Origin of the sequence: Polaribacter sp. KT 15, assembly GCF_900143115.1 — a bacterium.
Classification (GTDB): Bacteria; Bacteroidota; Bacteroidia; order Flavobacteriales; family Flavobacteriaceae; genus Polaribacter; species Polaribacter marinaquae.
The window spans coordinates 353,297-374,238 of sequence record NZ_LT670850.1; the positions used below are offsets into that span (position 1 = coordinate 353,297).

Below are 20,942 nucleotides of genomic sequence, written 5' to 3' on the forward strand. Positions count from 1 at the left end.
TAGTATTGTTAATTTTACAGTACTTAAAACAATCGGATGAAAATTACAATTGGAAGAATTGACAAAGCTGATTTTCCAGAATTATCTTTAACAGATATAGATGTTAAAATAGATTCTGGTGCTTATACCTCTTCTATACACTGTTCTAATATTAAAGAAATAACTGTTGATGATTCAACTTATATTCGGTTTAAATTATTAGATCCAGAACACGATCTTTACAATAATAAAGAGTTTACTTTTAAAAACTATGCTTCTAAAATTGTTAAGAGTTCTAATGGAATTTCTGAAACTAGATTTATGATACATACAGAAATAATTATGTTTCAGAAGAAATTTCCTATTTATTTGACTTTAAGTGAAAGAAAAGACATGAAATTTCCTATATTACTTGGAAGAAAATTTTTAAATAAAAAGTTTGTGATAGACACCATAAAAAAAGACTTATCACACAAATTAAAAAATATAAATAAATGAAAATTGTAATTTTATCTAGAAATCCGAAATTATACTCTACTAGAAGATTGGTTGAATCAGCAGAAAAAAGAGGTCATGAAGTTCAGGTGGTAGATCATTTAAAATGCAATATCGAGATAGAAAAGAAATCTCCTAAAATTCATTATAAAGGAGAATACATAACTAACATTGATGCCATTATTCCTAGAATTGGTGCATCGGTTACATTTTATGGTACAGCAGTAATTCGTCAATTTGAAATGATGAAGGTATTTACATCTGTTTCTTCTCAAGCACTTACTAGATCTAGAGATAAATTAAGCAGTTTACAAATTTTAGCTAGAGCTGGTGTTGGTTTACCAAAAACTGTTTTTACAAATTACACAAAAGATGTAGAACACGTGGTAGAATCTGTTGGTGGTGCGCCATTGGTTTTAAAATTGTTAGAAGGTACACAAGGTTTAGGTGTTGTTTTAGCGGAAACAAAAAATGCTGCTACATCTGTATTAGAAGCTTTTAATGGTTTGGGCGCAAGAGTTATTGCACAACAATTTATTAAAGAAGCTGGCGGCGCAGATATTAGAGCTTTTGTTGTAGATGGTAAAGTTATTGGCGCTATGAAACGTCAAGGAAAAGAAGGTGAATTTAGATCTAATTTACACAGAGGTGGTAACGCAACTGTTATAGAATTGACAGACGAAGAAGAAAAAACTGCACTAAAAGCAACCAAAGCTTTAGGTTTAGGAGTTGCTGGTGTAGATATGTTACAATCTTCTAAAGGACCTTTAGTTTTAGAAGTAAACTCTTCTCCGGGATTAGAAGGAATAGAAATTGCTACTGGTAAAAATATTGCCAAAGAAATTATACGTTATTTAGAAATACATGTCGAATAAACCTTTTGTACTATTAGGAAAAGAAATTCCTAAAGGAAAACGCACAGTTCTAGATTTAGAAGTTGCAAAATTACATACACGTACTACAGTAAAGGTTCCTGTTATTATTGAAAGGTCTCATAACCCGGGACCGGTAGTTTTACTGTTAGCCGGAATTCATGGCGACGAAACAAACGGTGTAGGAATTATTAGAGAAATTATTAGTTTAGGAATTAATAAACCTAAAAACGGAACCATAATCTGTATTCCTGTTTTTAATATTTTTGGTTACTTAATTCAAACCAGAGAGTTTCCTGATGGTAGAGATTTAAACAGAATGTTTCCAGGAACAGCAAATGGTTCTTTAGCAAGTCAATTTGCATATCAGTTTACAAAAGAAATTGCTCCGTTTATAGATTATGTAATCGATTTTCATACTGGCGGCGGAGAAAGAGATAATATTGCACAAATAAGATGTAATAAAGATGATGATAAAGGTTTAGAACTTGCTAAAGTTTTTAATCCGCCAATTATAGTTTATTCTAACAACATAATTAAATCGCTTAGAGAAACTCTTCATAAAATGGGAAAAACTGTTTTGTTGTTTGAAGGTGGAAAATCAAAAGAATTAAACCCTACAATCATTAACGAAGGTGTAAATGGAACAAAAAATGTTTTAATTCATCTAGGCTTAATTGAAGGAGAAATAACAGTTAGAGAAACTCCTATTTATGTTAAAAAAGCAAAATGGCTTAGAGCTTCGCATTCTGGAATGTTTAAAGTTAGAGTTGCTAACGGTAGCTATGTAAAGAAAAAAGACGTTTTAGGAGTTATACAAGATCCTTTTGGCGAATTTAAAAAGAAAGTATATGCACCATTTAATGGTCACGTTTTTTGTACTAACAAAACACCAATTGTAAATAAAGGAGATGCTTTATTTCATGTTAGCATCGAAGAATAATAAAAAATCCCAAACTAAATTGTTTGGGATTTTTTATTTTATTTATTGAACTTTGATTGTACAACCAATCGCTCTTGTTTCTTTCTTTTGAATCTCAGCACCTTTTAATAAAGCATCCAGCGCATTTTCTACATATTTTTCTGTAACCTTATCTGGATTTCTAGAACTATTATCTATTGCACCAATATATTTTACCTTCATATCATTTTTAGTAACAATGTATACATGTGGTGTTTTTGTTGCTCCGAATTTTGGATATACTTTCTGACCGACATCCAATAAATAAGGAAAAGTAAATCCTTTTTCGTTAGCTCTATCTTTCATTTTAGCAAAACTATCATCTGGCACAGCAACAGGATCATTAGGATTTATTGCAATTACCGGAAATCCTTTTTCTTTATACTTTTTATCCAAAGCAATAATTCGATCTTCATTTGCTACCGAATACGGACAAGTATTACAGGTAAAAATGATTACAAAACCCTTGGCGTTTTTATAATCTGATAACGAGACCATTTTATTATCTATATTTTTTAAAGTGAAGTCTTCAATCTTATCTCCTATTTTATAACTTTCTTTATCTACTTTTAAAGTAAAAGCTGATAAAAAAGCAACCATTACTAATACTAAAGTTGTTTTTAAAATTTTCATAATTATCTAGTTTATAAATTTATTTAATTCGCTTTCTAAAGACTCGTAGGTAAAAGATTGCTCGTAAAACTTTCTTTTGTCTTTATTATAAATGATGGTAATTGGTATTGCACCAGACCATGTAGAATCTATATCTTTAATCCATACATCTTCGTTTACATCATCTAATAAAACTACTTTAGATTGTAAATTTCTTTTCTTAATAAAAGGAATTAATTTTTTTTCTACTTGCCTCGGAAAATCTAAACTCACCAATAAAACCTCTACATTTTTAGAAGCATATTCCTTATTAATTTTTTCGAAATAAGGCAATTCTTTTACACACGGTGCACACCAAGTAGCCCAAAAATTTACAACATAAATTTTATCGTCTTTCTTTTCTAGTAAAGGTTTTAACTCATCATAAGAATAAGACTTTATAGAAATGTTAGAAATTTCTTCTGTTTTTTTAACTTCGGAATTCGCTGTCTCTTTTTTACACGAAACAATAAAAGCCAAAAGCAAACAACCAATTAATAATTTTGTTTTCATTTTATAAAAATACGCTTTTTTAGAATTATTTTTTATCATTTATTAAATTCTTAACATAAAAAAAGCCTCATTAATTTAAATGAGGCTTAATATTTGTTAGCAATAAAATTAACTAAAAATATCATTTAAAATTTTAGCTAATCGTATTCCTCCTATTTGTAATTGATCTCTTACAATACTAAAATGATCGTAAGAATATCTGTAACGTAAGTTCTCTCCTTTTTTTACAGAACCGTAAACTTTTTTAGTTAATTGATGTACTTCATTAACCCAATCTACAATTGTACCTTCTTTTATTGCTGCAATTTGTTTTTTAGATAAATCTCTTGCATTATCTGCCAATTCTAAATAACTCATATTCCAGTTTTCTATCATTTTAGTATCCCAAACCGAATGTAAGTTTGTTCCTTTACCAAACCACTGCACTTGTATGGTGTTACCACCTTTATCTTCTCTTTGCCCAATATGCATTGGTTGGTGTAAGTCTCCTATAAAATGCACAAGCATTTTTAAATGAAAAGCTTTGTCTGCATCTAAACTATTATCATCTTTTAAAACTGATATACATTTATTAATTCCGGTTACAATATCTCCGTTAGGATTTTTTGCAGCATCAGCATAACTTTCATTAAGCCCCATATTTACATAATGCCAAGAAGAATATTTACGAAAAGCTCTATCTGCTTTAATTTCATCTGCATAAGTAGATACAAAAGCTAAACTTTGCCCTTGTAATAATTTATCTATTTTTCTTTTTGCTCTTTTAGTAAGATGGCCTTCTGCAATTTTACCTGTTGCTCTATGACCATTTTGCCCCCAAAACAGAGTGTCTTCTGCTGCTGGTTTAGACATAAAGAAGAAAGAAATCAATAAAAATAATTTAAGTTTCATTTTTAAAATTTTATATATTTTTTGCGAAGTTATAAAAAATATAATTCAAATTAATTTTGGTAACTACAAAATAATTGATATATTAGTGATATCAATTTAATATCAATCTAAAACAAACATCATGAAATCAGAAAAAATAATAAAACTTGCCAATGGCTATTTAATGCTTTTTATAGTTTTTACGCTATTTATAGGTAGTATTGTAATGGCTTTTTATCATAAAACACCAATCTATTTAATTATTACCTTTTTAAGTTTTATTGGTTTCTTTGGTTTTATTCTAGTAAACCCAAACACATCTAAAGTAATTTTGCTTTTCGGAAAATATGTTGGAACTATAAAAGCAAATGGTTTGTATTGGGCAAATCCTTTTTTTAGAAAAAAAACAATCTCTTTAAGAGCTAGTAATTTCGATTCTGAAAGATTAAAAGTAAACGATAAATTAGGAAACCCAATAATGATTTCTACCATTTTAGTTTGGCGTGTTACAAATACATATAAAGCAGCTTTTGATGTTGATAACTACGAAAATTTTGTAAGAGTACAAACAGATGCAGCTGTTAGAAAACTGGCAAGCATGTATCCTTATGATAATTTTGCTGATGAAGGCCATGATGAAGACATTACTTTACGCTCTAGCGTTAATGAAGTTTCGGAAGCACTTGAGAAAGAAATAGACGAACGTTTATCTATTGCCGGTATTGAGGTTTTAGAAGCAAGAATAGGTTATTTAGCTTATGCACAAGAAATTGCATCGGCAATGTTAAAAAGACAACAAGCAACAGCTATTGTTGCTGCTAGACACAAAATTGTGCAAGGTGCTGTAGAAATGGTTGAAATGGCATTAGAAGAGTTAAATAAAAAAGAAATTGTAGAGCTAGACGAAGAACGTAAAGCCGCAATGGTAAGTAATCTTCTAGTTATACTTTGTGGAGATAAAGAAGCTTCTCCGGTTGTGAACGCTGGTACATTAAGTCATTAATATATGGAGCATAAAAAAGGAACAGGTCTTGCAATTGGCATTGCAATAGGAACAGCTATAGGCGTTGTTATGAATAACATTGCAATTGGTGTAAGTTTAGGAATTGCATTCGGAATTATTTATGATGCTAATAAAAATAAAAAAGTAAAAAAATGAAGGAATACAAAATAGTACAACCTAAAACAGGATTTAGAAAATTTTACGAACGATATGAAGAACTTTTAAATCAACATGCAAGGGAAGGTTGGGAAGTTTGCCAAATTTTACCAAGCCTTAAAATTGTTTTCGAAAGAGATAAAAACCGTTAATATGAAAGTTTTTAAAGAAGAGCAGCGCTTTACGCAAACTTGGTTAATTTTATTAATGTCTGTTAGTTTAATTGTACCTATTACTCTTATACTACAAGATTATAATAAAGCCAACTCTTCTATTAGTACAAACGAACTTATTATAAGCATTTTAGCTATAATAGGTTCTGCCTTACTAATTTTTCTTTTTAAACTTAAAACCAGAATAGATGAAAAAGGCATTTATTATCAATTTTTTCCGTTTCATTTAAAATTAAAATTGATAAAATGGACAGAAATAAATAAAGCATATGTTAGAACTTATGATCCTATAGGAGAATATGGTGGTTGGGGTCTTAAAGGTGGTTCATTTTGGAATAAAGAAAAAGGAAAATGTATAAATGTTTCTGGCGATATTGGTATTCAATTAGAGCTTAAAAATGGTAAAAAGCTTCTTATAGGAACTCAACAAAAAGAAAGTGTAATTCAGGTTTTAAAAACCTATGAAATAAATTTAGAATGATCAAAATTATTACATCCATAGTTATTATTTTATTCGGAATTACAACTGCTTTTGCACAAATAAAATCCGAAGAAATTGTAATTAAAAACGGAGAAATAGAGTTACCCGGAACGTTAACGTTTACAAAAGAAAAATCTCCGTTAATAATTTGGGTGCATGGTTCTGGTAATGTAGACAGAAATGGTAATCAAGCGGGTACACCAGTAAAAGCAAATTACATTAAAGAATTTAGAGACTCTGTAAATAAAAAGAATATTGCTTTTTTTAGTTATGACAAAAGAACCGCTAATAAAAAAAACTATCCATATTTAAAAGACACAAAAATTAGAGATTTTGTGATTGATGTGGAAACAGTAATTTCTCTTTTAAAAAAAGAAAAACAATTTTCTAAAATTATTTTAGCAGGTCATAGTCAAGGTTCTTTAATTGCAATTTTAGCATCAAAAAATATCGATAAATATATTTCTATTGCTGGCGCAGGAGAAACAATAGATAAAATAATGACTCAGCAAATAAAAAAGAATAATCCTATGCTAGGTGTTATTGTAAAAAAACAATTCGATACACTTAGAATTAGAGGAAAAATAGAAAAGATAAATCCGTTTTTAGTAACTATTTTTTCAAAAAGAAATCAACCTTTTTTATATTCTTGGTTGCAAATTGATCCTTTAGAAGAAATTAAGAAACTGACAATTCCTACTTTAATTATTCAAGGAGAAAAAGATACGCAAGTTACAATTGAAGATGCAAAAAAGCTTAAAGAAGCGAATACAAATGCAAAATTAGTTTTTATCAAAAACATGAATCATGTTTTAAAAACTATAGAAAAAGAAGAAGATAATTTAAAATCTTATTATTCTAGTGATTTCCCTATATCAAAAGAATTAATTGAAACTGTTGTTCAATTTGTAAACAAATAATATGGCAAAAAAGAAAGCTTTCGCGTTGCGAGTTAATGAAGATATGCTAAAAGCTATAGAAAAATGGGCTGCAGATGAGTTTCGTTCTACAAATGGTCAAATAGAATGGATGTTAATGCAAGCCTTAAAAGAAAACAACAGAGAACCTAAAAAGAAAGAAGACTAAATCTATTTATAAGGTTCTTAAAATGCTAATTTATGTTAAAAAAACGCTCAATTTTTATTGAGCGTTTTCTATTTTGTATCTTGTTCGCTATTATTCAAATTCAACAAACTCAAACTAATGAAAAAACTATTTACACTTGTCTTTTTGTGCGCTACTTCCCTACTCTTTTCACAAGAGTTTTCTATGGATTTAGTAAAAAACATGAAACCTAGAAATATTGGTCCGGGCGGTATGTCTGGTAGAGTAACTTCTATAGATGTTGTTACTGCTAACCCAGAAATTATTTATGCTGGTACTGCTTCTGGCGGTATCTGGAAATCTACATCTGGTGGCGTTAAATGGGAACCTATTTTCGAGAAAGAACTTACAGCCTCTATTGGTGCTGTTGCAATACAACAATCTAACCCAAGTGTTGTTTGGGCAGGTACTGGTGAAGGTAACCCAAGAAACAGTTTAAATGGTGGTTTTGGTATTTATAAAACTTTGGATGCCGGAAAAACATGGAAATCTATGGGTTTAGAAAAAACAAGACATATTCATAGAGTTGTTATAGATCCTACAAATCCGGATGTTGTTTACGCTGCTGCAATTGGTTCTCCTTGGGGAGAACATAAAGAACGTGGTGTTTATAAAACAACTGACGGTGGTAAAACTTGGAAACAAATTTTATTTACAAATGAAAAATCTGGTGCTGCAGATTTAATAATGGATCCAAACAATCCTAATAAAATAATCGCTGCAATGTGGGAACACAAGCGTGATCCTTGGTTTTTTAAATCTGGGGGAGAAGGCTCTGGATTATATATTACTTATGATGGAGGTGATAATTGGAAAAAAATCACAGAAAAAGAAGGTTTTCCTAAAGGCGAATTAGGTAGAATTGGTGTTGCTATTGCACCAAGTAATCCAGACATTGTGTATGCCTTGGTAGAATCTAAAAAAAATGCACTTTACAAAAGTGAAGATGGTGGTTTTAAATGGAAAAAAATAAACGATAAACCTGGTATCGGGAATCGTCCGTTCTATTATTCAGAAATTTACGTAGACCCTCAAAATGAAAACAGATTATATACAGTTTTTACGTATGTGAACGTTTCTCAAGATGGCGGTAAAAGCTTTAAAGAATTAATGCCTGCTTATGGCGTAGATAATGGTGTGCATCCAGATCATCATGCTTGGTACATCCATCCAAATAATGGTAAATTTATGATTGATGGAAATGACGGAGGTTTAAATATTACCAAAGATGGTGGTAAATCTTGGCGTTTTATAGGTAACATACCTGTAGCACAGTTTTATCATATAAATGTTGATAACGAATTTCCTTATAATGTTTACGGTGGTATGCAAGATAACGGTTCTTGGAGAGGTCCTGCCTATGTTTGGAAATCTCAAGGAATTAGAAATTCTTATTGGCAAGAAATTAGTTTTGGTGATGGTTTTGATGTTGTACCAGACAAAGACGATTCTAGATATGGTTGGACAATGAGTCAACAAGGTTCTGTATCTAGATTTGATTACTTAACAGGTAATAATTATTCTGTAAAACCAACACACAAAAATCCTAATGTAGAATTGCGTTTTAATTGGAATTCTGCAATAAACATAGATCCATTCGATAATTCTACACTTTATTTTGGTAGTCAATTTGTACATAAATCTACTGATAAGGGATTAACATGGACGGTTATTTCTCCGGATTTATCTACAAATGATCCAGAAAAATTAAGACAATCTGAAAGCGGTGGTTTAACTATGGATGCAACCGGTGCAGAAAATCACTGTACGGTGCTTGTTATAGAACCTTCTTTATTACAAAAAGATGTAATTTGGGCAGCAACAGATGATGGTCAAGTTCATATTACAATGAACGGAGGAAACTCTTGGACAAACGTAGCTAAAAACTTAAAAGGTTTACCAGAAAATAGCTGGATTACTCAAATTAAAGCTTCAAACAAAAATAAAGGCGAAGCTCTTTTAATCGCAAATGATTATAGACGTTTTAATTACACTCCGTATGCTTATAGAACTAAAAACTACGGTAAAACGTGGGAAAGAATTGTAGATGAAAATGATGTACAGAGTTATACATTATCTATAATTGAAGATCCAAAAAATGAAAATTTATTATTTCTAGGTACAGATGATGGTTTATACATTTCTGTAGATGCTGGTAAAAAATGGACAAAATGGACAAACGGTTTCCCAACTGTTCCTGTTAAAGATTTAATAATTCATCCGAGAGAAGACGATTTAGTTATTGGTACTTTTGGTAGAGCTGCATGGGTATTAGATGATATTAAACCATTAAGAGCTTTAGCTGCTAAAAACGCAACTTCTAAAAAACTACATTTATTTGAACCTCCTGTTGCCTATCAAGCAGCAAGACAACAACCTACAGGTAGTAGATTTGGTGCAGACGGACTTTATCAAGGAGAAAACAGAAGAAGTGGTGCATTAATTTCTTATTATGTTAATGTTCCTAGAACTAAAAATAAATCATCAAAAGAAAATAAAGTAAAATTCGATTCTATTAAATTAGAAATTTTTGATGGTAATAGACAAATTAGAACTTTAAAATTTAAAGCTCCTAAAGAAAACGGTGTACATAAAACTACATGGTATTTAAGAGAAAAAGGTGTTGCTAGGGCTTCTAGAAGAATTAGAAAATCTAGTAGAGAACCTGGTGGTGTTACAGTTAAACCAGGTACATATCGTTTAAAAATGACATTTGGAGATGTCATAGAAGAACAAAACATCAAAGTAGAATTTGATCCTAGATTAAAAATTTCTGACAAAGCAATTAATCAAAAATACAATGCAAGTAAAGAGCTAGAGAAGTATCAAGAGAAAATTACAAATGTTGTAAAACAACTAGTTGAAAGCAAAAATACTGCAACTACAATTAAATCTCAGTTAACAAAAGAAGACAAGAAAAAATATAAAGATCAAATTAAGTCTTCTAAAAATGTTATTAAAAAGATAGATGGTTTACTTGCTAAATATTTAGGTTCTATAGACAAAAGACAAGGTATTACTAGAAATCCAGAAATTACAGTTAATCAACGTTTTGGACAAGCAAGTAGATACATCCGTTCTCGTTTTGGAGAACAAACATCAACAGAGACTGTTTTAATGAATCAATTTAAAGAAGAATTTAAAAAAGCTCTTACAGAAACAAACGCATTCTTTAATAAAGATTGGTTAGACTACAAAAAAGAAACAGAGTCTATTAAAATTTCTTTATTTAAAGACACTAAAATTTACTCTATAAATTAATATGCGTAAACTATTATTATTCATTTGCCTTTGCTTTATAATTAATAAAGCAAAGGCTCAATCTACCGCAGAAGATAAATTAGGTACTTGGTTTATGTATAACGGTTCACATAAATTATCTGATAAATTTGGTTTAAAAACGATGGCTCATTTTAGATATTATGAGCTTACAGAAAACTTTCAACAAGAAATATATAGGTTAGGTTTAAATTATACATTTAATCCAAAGGTAAATGTTACACTTGGTCTAAGTTACGCTACAGCAGATAGAAATTACGAATCACCATCAAATTACTTATACGAATATCGTTACTACCAAGATTTAAATTTAAAGTCTTTTTGGGGAGAATTTACTGCAAAACATCGTTTTAGATTAGAGCAACGCTTTATTCATCAAGATTTTAATGTTGATGCATTTCAAAATTGGTTACGATACGATTTGAATGTAAGTTATCCTCTTTCGAAAACTTGGAGTGTTTACGCTTTTAATGAACTTTTCTTAAACCTTGATAGAGGCAAGAGATTTGCTCAAAACTGGACAGGTGCTGGTTTTATGCATAAATTAAACAATACAATAAAATTAAAAGCCGGATATTTTCAAATTAAAACGCCAAATGAAGTACTTAAAAGATTACAATTAGGTATCATTGTAAATACAGATTTTTCTAAGAAAACAATTTAATTATGCAACCAATTTTTACAAATGATGCCATTGTTTTTGGTATCCTAATGATTTCTTTAGGCTTTGTTTTTTATACTGAAGGATTAAAAACTGGCTTCTGGCCAAAATTCTATAAAATAGTGCCAGGTTTATTTATGGCATATTTTATTCCTGCTATTTTTACCACTGTTGGTATTATTTCTCCGGAATGGCAAACTACAGATGCAACAGGCGCTGTTAGTAAAAACTCTTCTCAACTTTATTACGTTGCTAGTAGATTCTTATTACCTGCTGCTTTGGTTTTAATGACACTAAGTATCGATTTAAAAGCTATCTTTAATTTAGGCTCTAAAGCATTAATCATGTTTTTTACTGGTACTGTTGGTGTAATAATTGGCGGACCTTTAGCAATATTATTAATTTCTGCATTTTCACCCGAAACAGTTGGTGGTGCAGATTTTGATGCTGTTTGGAGAGGTTTATCTACATTAGCTGGTAGCTGGATTGGTGGTGGTGCAAACCAAACTGCAATGCTAGAAATTTACAAATACAATCCTGCAAAATATGGCGGAATGGTGATTGTTGATATTGTAATTGCAAATGTTTGGATGGCAGTTTTACTAATTGGTATTGGTAAGAAAGAAAAAATAGACAAATGGCTAAAAGCAGATACTTCTGCTATCGAAGACTTAAAAGAAAAGGTAATTTTATTTACTAAAAAAGTAAAGAAAAATCCAACATTAACTGACTTTATGATTATGCTTGCTATAGCATTTGGTACTGTTGGTTTTGGTCATTTTTCAGCAAAATACTTAAGTCAATTTTTTTCTGAGTTTGTCGCCTCTATAGAATCTCAAACTTGGCGAAATGTGTTTTCTTTCTTAGGATCTGGTTTTTTCTGGTTAATTAGTATTTCTACAATTGTAGCCATTTTATTATCTTATACTAAAGCTAAAAACTATGAAGGCGCTGGTGCAAGTAAACTTGGTAGTATTTTTATATACATTTTAGTAGCAACAATTGGTATGAAAATGGATTTAAATCAGGCATTTGAAAATCCAGGGTTAATTGCAATTGGTTTTGTTTGGATGACAATACATGCTGTTTTATTAATAATTGTTGCTAAAGTAATTAAAGCACCTTATTTCTTTTTAGCAGTTGGTAGTCAAGCTAATGTTGGTGGTGCCGCTTCTGCACCCATTGTAGCTCAAGCTTTTCATCCTTCTTTAGCAACTGTTGGTGTATTATTAGCTGTTTTTGGATACGCTATTGGTACAGTTGGTGCAATTTTGTGTACAATTTTAATGGAATTAGCTTCAACTATTTAAAAAAATAAAGCATATTTGCAGACTAAATTTTTATAAACAATGAAGAAAATAGTAACAGTTTTACTAGCATCGATGTTAATTTTTGCATGTTCGTCTAAAAAAGATGGAAACATGATTGTTCAAGGAAACATAAAAGGTCTTAAAAAAGGAACCTTATATCTTCAGAAAATGAATGATACACTATTGGTTTCTGTAGATTCTGTAAATGTTTTTGGAGACGGAAATTTTAAATTAACAGACAATGTAGAATCGCCTGTGATGTACTATTTAGCGTTTGATAGTAAAACAACGGATAAGAAAATTTTATTTTTTGGTGATAAAGGAACTATTACAATTAATGATAATATTGATATTTTCGGATTCAACCCAGAGATTACAGGTTCTAAAAATCAAGAAGTTCTAAATAATTTTATAAAGGTTAATAACAAGTTTAAAAACCAACGATTAGAATTTATTAAAAAAGAATTTGAAGCTACAAAAGCACAGGATCAAGATTTAATGACCAAAGTTAAAACTGACTTTGATAGAATGATTCGTAGAAAATATCTTTACACAACAAATTTTGCGTTAAACAATAAAGACTTAGAAGTAGCACCATATATTGCATTAACACAATTGTACGATGCAAACATTAAATTATTAGACACAATTAATAATTCATTATCAATAGATGTTAAAAAATCTGCATACGGTAAACGTTTAGATAAATATATAAGCGAAATAAAAGCAAAAGAATAAATTAAAAAAAACCGAGTTTTTACTCGGTTTTTTTTATGCTTAAAATTTATTTCGATAAAGTATCAATAATCTAAAATTATCTTTTATTTAACATATTTGCTTCAAAAAAAATCTAGTTTTGCATCATAATTTTAAATTATAATCAATTATGAAATATTTATCTCCAGAAATTGAAGCCTTATCTAAAAAACACGAAGAGACAAAATCTTTAGCTAGAACTAGTGTTTCTTGTGGTATCTTTCAAGATTGTGACTACAACGAAGAAAGACCAAAATTATATCTTAGAAAAAAACTACCGAATTAGTTTAAGCCTTTACTTTTAGACTCCATTCAAAGTTAAATTTTGAAACTAATATACCGTCTTCATTTATGCCTTCGGAAGACAAAACCACAACTTGCCCTTCATTTGTCTTAATAGATTTCTGAATAGCTTTGGTAACTTCTAAACCACCATTGCAAGTAAATATAATTTTACCCGTTGCCTTTTTATAGAACGCTGCATCTTGCTTGGTAACTAACATAGAAACTTTTCTATCAGAATCTTCGATAGCTTTCATCACCAAAACGCCAGTACTCATTTCTGCAGCCATACCTTGTGCTGCCCAAAACATACTTTTAAAAGGATTTTGATTCATCCATTTATGTTTAATTTTTACAACTGCCTCATCTTTAGATATAGATAAAACTCTCATTCCGCTTAAATAACCCAATGGTAATTTAAGTAACATAAACAGGTTTATTTTTTTAGGTGTAATCTTCATATTGCTTATTAAGATGGGCAAAGTACCACTTTTATTAATCATATTTAGCATTTTAAAAATGTTAAAAAAATGTTAATTATAGTACTATGTATTGCATAATACCTTTTTTAAGATATATATTTGCATAAGAAAGTATTATATACTATAATCATGAAAAATAATAAACAAAATACAAACGCCTTTTTAATTCACTTATCTGCTTTTGCTGGTTTTATATTTCCTTTTGGCCATATAATTACACCATTAATAGCGTGGCAAACATTAAAAGAACGAAGTGATTTTTTAGATGAACAAGGTAAAGAGGCAGTAAATTTTAATATTAGCTACACTTTATATTCTTTTTTGTTGACCATAACATTTATTCCATTTGCCTTTGGTTCTTTTATAAGAGAATTCAATCATTTCGACAATTTTAGCATCAATTTAGATTTAAATTCTCATAACTTTTTAGGAATAATTGGTTTTGGTACGGTAGCAAGTATTATTTATTTAATTGGCATTGCATTAGTTATAATAGCTTCTTTAAAAGCAAAAGAAGGAGAAAATTACAAGTATCCTTTTACTATAAAATTTATTAAATAAACCACATTATATGAAGATAGAAAACACAAAAGCACAAATGAGAAAAGGTGTTTTAGAGTATTGTATTTTATCCATTCTAAAAAATGGAGATGCATATACATCAGAAATACTTTCTACGCTTAAAGGTGCAGAAATGATTGTGGTTGAAGGAACCATTTACCCGTTACTAACTCGCTTAAAAAATGCTGGTTTATTATCGTACAGATGGGAAGAATCAACCTCTGGACCACCAAGAAAATACTACGTTTTAACAGAAAACGGAGGCATGTTTTTAAAAGAATTAGACAAAACATGGAGTAATTTAGTAAACGCAGTTAACCAAGTAATTAGCACAAAACCAACTTCAGATGAATAAGACAATAAATATAAATTTAGGCGGATTTTTCTTCCACATAGACGAGATTGCCTATCAAAAACTAAGAAGATATCTAGAGTCTATCTCTAAATCTTTAAGTGAAGATCCGCAAGGAAAAAATGAAATAATAGCAGATATAGAGGCACGTATAAGTGAACTTTTATCAGAAAAAATTACTGATGCTAGACAAGTTGTTAACGAAGGTGATATCGAAGATATTATTGTAATAATGGGGCAACCCGAAGATTACGCAGAGGCAGAAGAAGCATATTCTGATGCAAGTTATTCTTATAAGAGAAATAATACTTCTGGGAAAAAATTATTTAGAGATGGCGATGATAAATTTTTAGGTGGTGTTGCATCTGGTATTGCGCATTATTTTGATATTGACGCAATTTGGATTCGTTTAGGTTTGTTGGCACTTTTCTTTGGAGCAGGATTCGGAATTTTAATTTACATTATTTTATGGATTCTATTGCCAGAGGCAAAAACTACAGCAGAAAAATTACAGATGGAAGGTGAACCTGTAAATATTGATAACATTGAAAAGAAAATTAGAGAAGAATTTTCTAACGTATCAGAAAATGTTAGAAATGTTGCGAATCAAGCATCAGAAAAATTTAAAGATGGTGCTAATGAGTTCTCAGAAAAAATGAGTCAAACTTTTTCAGCAAAGACAAAAAAAAATAATGGTTTACAAGATTTTTTAGATACAATTGGTAAAATTATACTTGGCTTTTTTAAAATTATAGGAAAGTTTTTAGGTGTACTATTTGTATTCTTAGGTGCCGCCATTATTTTATCTCTAATTATTGGAGGGTTTTCTGTAGGAAGTTTAGAATTCTTAAATATTGATGGAAATTATATTAGTTACCCAGAATTCTTTTATGACGCAACGCTACCAAGATGGTTGCTAACAGTTTCTTTATTTGTTTTAGTTGGTATTCCTTTTTTAGCCTTATTAATTTTAGGTTTAAGAATGTTATCTAGTAATGTAAAACAAGTTAGTAGAGCAACCTCTTTATCTCTTTTAGGTCTATGGATAATTGCTTTGTTAATGATCATTTTTACGGCAATAGAATTTGGCACAACACATGCTAATTATGGTAAAAATGTGGTAAAAAAGAATCTTACAATTTCGAAACAAGACACGTTAACTGTAAAGATGATTAACAATGACGAGATCTATTATAAACACAACTTAAGAAGATCTTCTAGAAGACACGAAGTTGAAGTTGATAATAAGCGTATGGTTTATACAAATGACATAAGAATTGATGTTAATAAAAGCAATACAAACGAAGCTTATGTAATTATTCAAAAAGAATCTTATGGCAGAAGTAGTATTAGAGCGAGTAAAAATGCTGAAAAAATAGCATATAACTTCACTTTTTCTAATAATGAGCTTTTATTAGATGCTTACTTTCTTTCGAACATAAAAAATATTTTTAAAGATGAAGAAATTGTAATTACGCTGTTTTTACCAACTACTTCTACTATCTATTTTGATAATTCGGTTAAATCATTTTTATATAATGTTACAAATGAAAGTAATTTAGACGAAGACGAAATGACTAATCATTATTTTAAAATGACAAACAGCGCTTTAGAATGTACAGATTGTACAATTGAAAAAGAAGATGATGAAGATAAAAAAGTTGAAGACACATTTTAATTACAATTCAGTACAAATAAAATACATCTGGGCAACTTTATATTGGCAATAAGCGTCTTAACTGTGATATTTACCATATAAACTTAAAAACAACATCATGAAAAAATCAATCAACCAACTTTTAACAATTTTATTTTTATCGACTATTTTAACATCTTGTGGTGTCGATTATTTAAATAAAGTAAATGGTAATAGAAATGTTACTACAGAGACAAGAAACGTTAGCGATACTTTTAACAGTATACATGTAAGCAACGGTATCGATTTATACATTAGCCAAAGTAGCAATACAGAAGTTGTTGTAGAAGCTGATGAAAACCTACAAGAAATTATAAAAACCGAAGTTAATGATGGTGTTTTAAGAATTTATACAGATAAAAATATTTGGCAATCGAAATCAAGAAAAGTTTATGTAACACTAAAAGAGCTATCTAATTTAAAAGCTACAAGTGGTGCAGATGTGTATACCGAAGATGTTATAAATACTAAAGAAATATCTATTTCTGCAACAAGTGGCGCAGACATAAATATTAAAGTTGATGCAGAAAGTGTAGCTACAAAATCTACAAGTGGATCAGACATTAATATTGCTGGTATTACAACCAATCATGCATGTAGCGCTACAAGCGGAAGTTCTATTGATGCTTACGACTTAGAAAGTAAAAACGTTATTGCCAAAGTAACAAGTGGTGCAGATATTGATATTTATGCTTCAGAAAAAATTGAAGCGAAAGCAACTAGTGGCGGAGATATTGATTATAAAGGTAATCCGAAAATTGTAAATAAAAAGTCTTCTTCTGGAGGTAGTATTTCTAGAAAATAAAATAAATCAATCAATCAAAAAATGATTTCTTCAGGTTGTAATAAACCTTAAGAATTCTAAAAAACCAGCTATGAAAACATTATTAGATTCCTTTAAAGATTCTATGATTGTAAAAGTATTAATTGCAATAATCATGTTCTTTTTTAATTGGATTTCGAATACTCAAATAGAAAAAAATTCTGAATTTTATAAGTCAATAAAAGGCGATAAGAATGTTTTTACAGAAAACTCTTCTAAATTAGAACAACCAAAAAATATAAATGAAATTTTGTCGAAAAACAGCAAACAGTTTTATGCAAAAAAATAAAAAATTAGAAAGCTAACTTCTAATATGGTTACTAATACTTGGTTTTATTAGTTTACTTGGTAAGTCGCTGTTTTTAAAAAAACAGCGCTTACTTTTTTGTAACTATTCCGTTGCTTTTTTGTAGTTACTTAAAAGCTTTTTAACTTCTAAATTATCATAAACCGTAGGATAAAGCTCTTTTAAAATGATGTGATAATCATAATCAATCTGCATTCCTTTGATCAAATGAGAAAAAGCATATTTATTTTTATTCATAATAAAAAATAAACCTGCAAATCGGTATTCTATTTCTGCAAAGTCTTTATGTATTTTCTGAGCTTCAAAAATTACTTTTAAAGCGTAATTATATTCACCTAAAAATGATAAAACATCAATTAAACCTAAATAAATTTCTGGGGAATTATCGCCCAAACGTAAACAATTATTATAGCCAGAAACGGCTTCTTCAAAAAAGCTAAGTTTTAGTTTTATTTCTGCATACCTTCTCCAATACACCGCATTGTCTTCGTCTATTTTTAATGCTTTAGATAAATAATAAGATGCTTTTTGGTAATTTTCTAGATCAAAATAAATGTTAGCTAATAAACCCCAACCTTTATCTAGTAATGGATCTTCGTGTACAGCCTTTTTATAGTAAGAAATTGCAGCTTCTAAATTTTCTAATTTTTGGTAGCACTCACCTACTCTAATGTATGCATATGCAGTAGGATCATCTAACTCTAAAGTAATTAAATAATTATCTATAGCATCTTGAAAATTTCCTAATTGTTCTAATGTTTTTGCTTTTTCTAGATATCCGCCTAAAAAAGATTCGTCAATTAAAACAGCATATTCAAAAGCTTTTAAAGCTTCTTCAAAATTATTTAAAACAAAATATTGTCTCCCCAATTGATGCCATGCAACTTCGCAATAAGGGTTTATTTCTATGTAAGATTTTAAGTATGTTGCAGCCTCTTCATGCTCTTCTTGCATATCGAAACAATACACAATATTATAAAGTGCAGAATAATCTTCGTAATCTACTTCGATACAGTTTGCAAAGTTTTTTCTAGCATTTGTAAAATCATCTAAGTATAAATACTCCATACCCAATAAAGACCAAACATCTACTTTATCTTCGGTTAAATCTAAAGCTTTTTCTAAATCTTTAATGGCAACTTTATGCAATCCTCTTTTAGAGTTTATTGTAGCTTTTTGTATAAAAACTTCTTCATTATCTGGTGCAATAATTGCTACTTTTTTTAAAAGTTTTTCTGCTTTATCTACCTCATGCTCTGTTAAGTGCATTTCTACCATCAACAATTTTAAATCAATAGATTCTGGGTGTTGTTCTAACCCCAATTTTATTGCTTTTTTTGCTAATGATACTTTACCAGAATCTAAATAATGTATGATGATTTCTTCAAACTCTACCAAATCAAAAAAATAAATATTGTTGGTTTTGAGCATCGATTCAAATTTTAATAGAGACATAACTAAGAGATTTGAATTATGATAATAAAGGTAGTATAACTCTAGGAAAACAATTGGCTGTGTAGTTTTTCTTTTCAACAATTTAATTAACAAAAAGCCAACTTTATTTAAGCCTTAATAATTTTGTGCATACATAAATTTACATTAATTTTGATTTTCAATAACTATCAACTTAAATTGATAGCCTTCTTATGAGCAAAAAAACCTTACTTAACTCAAAAGATATTGAAATTATTCTTCATCGATTAGCTTGTCAGTTAATTGAAAACCATAATGATTTTTCTAATACAGTACTTATTGGTTTACAACCAAGAGGTTCTTATTTGGCAAATAGATTAGCCAATTTGCTAAAAACAGATTATAATATTAAAAACTTAGAGTTAGGACTTTTAGACATTACTTTTTACAGAGACGATTTTAGACGAAAAGAAAAACCGTTGGCTGCAGAAACTACAGAAATGGATTTTTTAATAGAAGGTAAAAAAGTTGTAATTATTGATGATGTTTTATTTTCTGGAAGAAGTATTAGAGCTGCTTTAACAGCAATTCAGTCTTACGGAAGACCCGAAAATATAGAACTTTTGGTTTTAATTGACAGAAGATTTAGCAGGCATTTACCAATTCAGCCAAATTATAGAGGCCGACAAGTAGATGCTATAAATGAAGAGCGTGTTTTGGTTACCTGGAAAGAAACCCATAGCAAAGACGCTGTTTTTATAGAATTAAAGTAACCAAGTTTACAAGCTACCATGAAGAATAAAAAACAAATATCTAACTTAAATATGTTGATGTGTCAGAATTAAGCGTAGAACATTTATTGGGAATAAAATATTTAAAACCCAATGATATTGATGTTATTTTTAAAACTGCAGATCATTTTAAAGAGGTAATTAATAGACCTATTAAAAAAGTACCATCTTTAAGAGATATTACCATTGCAAATTTATTTTTTGAAAACAGCACAAGAACAAAACTAAGTTTCGAACTTGCAGAAAAAAGACTTTCTGCAGATGTAATTAACTTTTCTGCAGGACAATCTTCTGTAAAAAAAGGAGAAACTTTAATAGATACGGTTAACAATATTTTAGCCATGAAGGTAGATATTGTTGTAATGAGACATGGTAATGTTGGGGCGGGCGTATTTTTATCTAAACATGTAAATGCAAAAATTATAAATGCCGGAGATGGTACTCACGAGCACCCAACACAAGCACTTTTAGATTCTTATTCTATTAGAGAAAAATTAGGAAGCGTAAAAGGTAAAAAAATAGTTATTGTTGGTGATATTTTACATTCTAGAGTTGCTTTGTCTAACATTTTCGCATTACAACTTCAAGGTGCAAAAGTAAAAGTATGTGGGCCTACAACACTTATACCTAAACATATTACAAGCTTGGGTGTAGAAGTAGAAACAAACTTAAAAAAAGCTTTAGAGTGGTGTGACGTTGCCAATGTTTTACGTGTGCAGCATGAAAGAATGGATATTAAATATTTTCCGTCGACAAGAGAATACACACAGTTATTTGGTATAAATCAACAAATATTAGACAACCTTGGCAAGAAAATTGTAATCATGCATCCAGGACCAATAAATAGAGGTGTAGAAATAACGAGTGATGTCGCAGATTCTAATGATTCTATTATACTTAATCAAGTAGAAAATGGTGTTGCTGTAAGAATGGCAGTAATTTATTTATTGGCGCAACAAATAAAAAGATAA

General features: G+C 29.6%; 26 protein-coding genes. 21 read left to right on the forward strand and 5 right to left on the reverse strand.

Features of this window, described 5'->3' with window-relative positions; genetic code table 11:
• The first annotated feature begins 36 nt into the window (after positions 1-36).
• The 3 genes from B5464_RS01690 to B5464_RS01700 are packed head-to-tail and all read left to right on the forward strand — an operon-like array spanning position 37 to position 2,289.
• The gene (locus B5464_RS01690; RefSeq protein WP_079736936.1) at positions 37-477 is read left to right on the forward strand and encodes a RimK/LysX family protein; all 441 of its coding nucleotides are present in this window, start codon (positions 37-39) and stop codon (positions 475-477) included.
• Positions 474-1,349, forward strand: a complete 876-nt coding sequence (gene rimK / locus B5464_RS01695) for a 30S ribosomal protein S6--L-glutamate ligase (RefSeq protein ID WP_079736937.1) — start codon at positions 474-476, stop codon at positions 1,347-1,349. The genes B5464_RS01690 and rimK overlap by 4 nt, the downstream gene beginning before the upstream one ends.
• Complete coding sequence (locus B5464_RS01700; RefSeq protein ID WP_077809707.1) at positions 1,339-2,289, forward strand: succinylglutamate desuccinylase/aspartoacylase family protein; 951 nt, start codon at positions 1,339-1,341, stop codon at positions 2,287-2,289. Before rimK ends, B5464_RS01700 begins: the two co-directional genes overlap by 11 nt.
• Positions 2,290-2,331: 42 nt before the next feature.
• Here the strand turns inward: B5464_RS01700 and B5464_RS01705 are convergent, their stop codons facing one another.
• The 3 genes from B5464_RS01705 to B5464_RS01715 all read right to left on the reverse strand — a co-directional run bounded on the left by B5464_RS01705 (position 2,332) and on the right by B5464_RS01715 (position 4,362).
• Positions 2,332-2,940 carry a thioredoxin family protein gene (locus tag B5464_RS01705; protein ID WP_079736938.1) on the reverse strand — a complete coding sequence of 203 codons (609 nt, stop codon included), beginning with the start codon at positions 2,938-2,940 and terminating at the stop codon, positions 2,332-2,334.
• A 6-nt stretch (positions 2,941-2,946) separates the two neighbouring features.
• Positions 2,947-3,471, reverse strand: a complete 525-nt coding sequence (locus B5464_RS01710) for a TlpA disulfide reductase family protein (RefSeq protein WP_079738952.1) — start codon at positions 3,469-3,471, stop codon at positions 2,947-2,949.
• Positions 3,472-3,579: 108 nt separating this feature from the next.
• Positions 3,580-4,362 (reverse strand): S1/P1 nuclease, encoded by a 783-nt coding sequence (locus B5464_RS01715; RefSeq protein ID WP_079736939.1) that lies wholly within the window; start codon positions 4,360-4,362, stop codon positions 3,580-3,582.
• Between the two features lie 121 nt (positions 4,363-4,483).
• On the opposite strand from B5464_RS01715, the gene B5464_RS01720 reads away from it, so the two are divergent.
• The 11 genes from B5464_RS01720 (at position 4,484) to B5464_RS14415 (ending at position 13,550) form a co-directional block, all read left to right on the forward strand.
• The gene (locus tag B5464_RS01720; RefSeq protein WP_077809710.1) at positions 4,484-5,344 is read left to right on the forward strand and encodes an SPFH domain-containing protein; all 861 of its coding nucleotides are present in this window, start codon (positions 4,484-4,486) and stop codon (positions 5,342-5,344) included.
• Positions 5,345-5,347: 3 nt separating this feature from the next.
• The gene (locus B5464_RS14405; RefSeq protein ID WP_172830843.1) at positions 5,348-5,500 is read left to right on the forward strand and encodes a hypothetical protein; all 153 of its coding nucleotides are present in this window, start codon (positions 5,348-5,350) and stop codon (positions 5,498-5,500) included.
• Positions 5,497-5,652, forward strand: coding sequence for a DUF4177 domain-containing protein (locus B5464_RS01725; RefSeq protein ID WP_077809711.1), 156 nt, complete (start codon positions 5,497-5,499; stop codon positions 5,650-5,652). Before B5464_RS14405 ends, B5464_RS01725 begins: the two co-directional genes overlap by 4 nt.
• A 1-nt stretch (position 5,653) precedes the next feature.
• On the forward strand, positions 5,654-6,154 hold the full coding sequence (locus B5464_RS14410; protein ID WP_172830844.1) for a hypothetical protein: 501 nt from the start codon (positions 5,654-5,656) through the stop codon (positions 6,152-6,154).
• Positions 6,151-7,074 carry a carboxylesterase gene (locus B5464_RS01735; RefSeq protein ID WP_079736940.1) on the forward strand — a complete coding sequence of 308 codons (924 nt, stop codon included), beginning with the start codon at positions 6,151-6,153 and terminating at the stop codon, positions 7,072-7,074. The genes B5464_RS14410 and B5464_RS01735 overlap by 4 nt, the downstream gene beginning before the upstream one ends.
• Position 7,075: 1 nt before the next feature.
• Positions 7,076-7,240, forward strand: coding sequence for an Arc family DNA-binding protein (locus B5464_RS01740; protein ID WP_077809713.1), 165 nt, complete (start codon positions 7,076-7,078; stop codon positions 7,238-7,240).
• Positions 7,241-7,357: 117 nt separating this feature from the next.
• Entirely contained in the window at positions 7,358-10,519 is a 3,162-nt protein-coding gene (locus tag B5464_RS01745) for a hypothetical protein (protein ID WP_079736941.1), read from the forward strand.
• Between the two features lies 1 nt (position 10,520).
• The gene (locus B5464_RS01750; protein WP_079736942.1) at positions 10,521-11,201 is read left to right on the forward strand and encodes a DUF2490 domain-containing protein; all 681 of its coding nucleotides are present in this window, start codon (positions 10,521-10,523) and stop codon (positions 11,199-11,201) included.
• Between the two features lie 2 nt (positions 11,202-11,203).
• Positions 11,204-12,508 (forward strand): DUF819 domain-containing protein, encoded by a 1,305-nt coding sequence (locus tag B5464_RS01755; protein ID WP_079736943.1) that lies wholly within the window; start codon positions 11,204-11,206, stop codon positions 12,506-12,508.
• 39 nt (positions 12,509-12,547) lie between these two features.
• On the forward strand, positions 12,548-13,246 hold the full coding sequence (locus B5464_RS01760) for a DUF4369 domain-containing protein (RefSeq protein ID WP_079736944.1): 699 nt from the start codon (positions 12,548-12,550) through the stop codon (positions 13,244-13,246).
• Positions 13,247-13,394: 148 nt separating this feature from the next.
• On the forward strand, positions 13,395-13,550 hold the full coding sequence (locus B5464_RS14415) for a hypothetical protein (protein WP_172830845.1): 156 nt from the start codon (positions 13,395-13,397) through the stop codon (positions 13,548-13,550).
• A 1-nt stretch (position 13,551) separates the two neighbouring features.
• Here the strand turns inward: B5464_RS14415 and B5464_RS01765 are convergent, their stop codons facing one another.
• The gene (locus tag B5464_RS01765; RefSeq protein WP_079738954.1) at positions 13,552-14,007 is read right to left on the reverse strand and encodes a DUF4442 domain-containing protein; all 456 of its coding nucleotides are present in this window, start codon (positions 14,005-14,007) and stop codon (positions 13,552-13,554) included.
• 150 nt (positions 14,008-14,157) lie between these two features.
• On the opposite strand from B5464_RS01765, the gene B5464_RS01770 reads away from it, so the two are divergent.
• The 5 genes from B5464_RS01770 (at position 14,158) to B5464_RS01790 (ending at position 17,749) form a co-directional block, all read left to right on the forward strand.
• On the forward strand, positions 14,158-14,589 hold the full coding sequence (locus B5464_RS01770) for a DUF4870 domain-containing protein (protein ID WP_079736945.1): 432 nt from the start codon (positions 14,158-14,160) through the stop codon (positions 14,587-14,589).
• 10 nt (positions 14,590-14,599) lie between these two features.
• Positions 14,600-14,944 (forward strand): PadR family transcriptional regulator, encoded by a 345-nt coding sequence (locus B5464_RS01775; RefSeq protein ID WP_077809719.1) that lies wholly within the window; start codon positions 14,600-14,602, stop codon positions 14,942-14,944.
• Positions 14,937-16,619: a PspC domain-containing protein gene (locus B5464_RS01780; protein WP_079736946.1), complete on the forward strand. Its 1,683-nt coding sequence runs from the start codon at positions 14,937-14,939 to the stop codon at positions 16,617-16,619. Before B5464_RS01775 ends, B5464_RS01780 begins: the two co-directional genes overlap by 8 nt.
• Positions 16,620-16,716: 97 nt before the next feature.
• Entirely contained in the window at positions 16,717-17,442 is a 726-nt protein-coding gene (locus B5464_RS01785) for a head GIN domain-containing protein (protein ID WP_079736947.1), read from the forward strand.
• A gap of 70 nt (positions 17,443-17,512) precedes the next feature.
• Positions 17,513-17,749: a hypothetical protein gene (locus tag B5464_RS01790; RefSeq protein ID WP_079736948.1), complete on the forward strand. Its 237-nt coding sequence runs from the start codon at positions 17,513-17,515 to the stop codon at positions 17,747-17,749.
• A 102-nt stretch (positions 17,750-17,851) separates the two neighbouring features.
• Here the strand turns inward: B5464_RS01790 and B5464_RS01795 are convergent, their stop codons facing one another.
• Complete coding sequence (locus B5464_RS01795; protein WP_079736949.1) at positions 17,852-19,222, reverse strand: lipopolysaccharide assembly protein LapB; 1,371 nt, start codon at positions 19,220-19,222, stop codon at positions 17,852-17,854.
• Positions 19,223-19,413: 191 nt separating this feature from the next.
• Between B5464_RS01795 and pyrR the strand changes: the two genes are divergently transcribed.
• Both pyrR and B5464_RS01805 read left to right on the forward strand, forming a co-directional pair.
• Positions 19,414-19,953, forward strand: a complete 540-nt coding sequence (gene pyrR, locus B5464_RS01800; protein ID WP_079736950.1) for a bifunctional pyr operon transcriptional regulator/uracil phosphoribosyltransferase PyrR — start codon at positions 19,414-19,416, stop codon at positions 19,951-19,953.
• A 59-nt stretch (positions 19,954-20,012) separates the two neighbouring features.
• Positions 20,013-20,942, forward strand: coding sequence for an aspartate carbamoyltransferase catalytic subunit (locus tag B5464_RS01805; RefSeq protein ID WP_077809725.1), 930 nt, complete (start codon positions 20,013-20,015; stop codon positions 20,940-20,942).

Coding starts and splice junctions, on each gene's coding strand:
- B5464_RS01690 (WP_079736936.1), top strand. CDS start 37: ATGAAAATTACAATTGGAAGAATTGACAAAGCTGATTTTCCAGAATTA.
- rimK (WP_079736937.1), top strand. CDS start 474: ATGAAAATTGTAATTTTATCTAGAAATCCGAAATTATACTCTACTAGA.
- B5464_RS01700 (WP_077809707.1), top strand. CDS start 1,339: ATGTCGAATAAACCTTTTGTACTATTAGGAAAAGAAATTCCTAAAGGA.
- B5464_RS01705 (WP_079736938.1), bottom strand. CDS start 2,940: ATGAAAATTTTAAAAACAACTTTAGTATTAGTAATGGTTGCTTTTTTA.
- B5464_RS01710 (WP_079738952.1), bottom strand. CDS start 3,471: ATGAAAACAAAATTATTAATTGGTTGTTTGCTTTTGGCTTTTATTGTT.
- B5464_RS01715 (WP_079736939.1), bottom strand. CDS start 4,362: ATGAAACTTAAATTATTTTTATTGATTTCTTTCTTCTTTATGTCTAAA.
- B5464_RS01720 (WP_077809710.1), top strand. CDS start 4,484: ATGAAATCAGAAAAAATAATAAAACTTGCCAATGGCTATTTAATGCTT.
- B5464_RS14405 (WP_172830843.1), top strand. CDS start 5,348: ATGGAGCATAAAAAAGGAACAGGTCTTGCAATTGGCATTGCAATAGGA.
- B5464_RS01725 (WP_077809711.1), top strand. CDS start 5,497: ATGAAGGAATACAAAATAGTACAACCTAAAACAGGATTTAGAAAATTT.
- B5464_RS14410 (WP_172830844.1), top strand. CDS start 5,654: ATGAAAGTTTTTAAAGAAGAGCAGCGCTTTACGCAAACTTGGTTAATT.
- B5464_RS01735 (WP_079736940.1), top strand. CDS start 6,151: ATGATCAAAATTATTACATCCATAGTTATTATTTTATTCGGAATTACA.
- B5464_RS01740 (WP_077809713.1), top strand. CDS start 7,076: ATGGCAAAAAAGAAAGCTTTCGCGTTGCGAGTTAATGAAGATATGCTA.
- B5464_RS01745 (WP_079736941.1), top strand. CDS start 7,358: ATGAAAAAACTATTTACACTTGTCTTTTTGTGCGCTACTTCCCTACTC.
- B5464_RS01750 (WP_079736942.1), top strand. CDS start 10,521: ATGCGTAAACTATTATTATTCATTTGCCTTTGCTTTATAATTAATAAA.
- B5464_RS01755 (WP_079736943.1), top strand. CDS start 11,204: ATGCAACCAATTTTTACAAATGATGCCATTGTTTTTGGTATCCTAATG.
- B5464_RS01760 (WP_079736944.1), top strand. CDS start 12,548: ATGAAGAAAATAGTAACAGTTTTACTAGCATCGATGTTAATTTTTGCA.
- B5464_RS14415 (WP_172830845.1), top strand. CDS start 13,395: ATGAAATATTTATCTCCAGAAATTGAAGCCTTATCTAAAAAACACGAA.
- B5464_RS01765 (WP_079738954.1), bottom strand. CDS start 14,007: ATGAAGATTACACCTAAAAAAATAAACCTGTTTATGTTACTTAAATTA.
- B5464_RS01770 (WP_079736945.1), top strand. CDS start 14,158: ATGAAAAATAATAAACAAAATACAAACGCCTTTTTAATTCACTTATCT.
- B5464_RS01775 (WP_077809719.1), top strand. CDS start 14,600: ATGAAGATAGAAAACACAAAAGCACAAATGAGAAAAGGTGTTTTAGAG.
- B5464_RS01780 (WP_079736946.1), top strand. CDS start 14,937: ATGAATAAGACAATAAATATAAATTTAGGCGGATTTTTCTTCCACATA.
- B5464_RS01785 (WP_079736947.1), top strand. CDS start 16,717: ATGAAAAAATCAATCAACCAACTTTTAACAATTTTATTTTTATCGACT.
- B5464_RS01790 (WP_079736948.1), top strand. CDS start 17,513: ATGAAAACATTATTAGATTCCTTTAAAGATTCTATGATTGTAAAAGTA.
- B5464_RS01795 (WP_079736949.1), bottom strand. CDS start 19,222: ATGTCTCTATTAAAATTTGAATCGATGCTCAAAACCAACAATATTTAT.
- pyrR (WP_079736950.1), top strand. CDS start 19,414: ATGAGCAAAAAAACCTTACTTAACTCAAAAGATATTGAAATTATTCTT.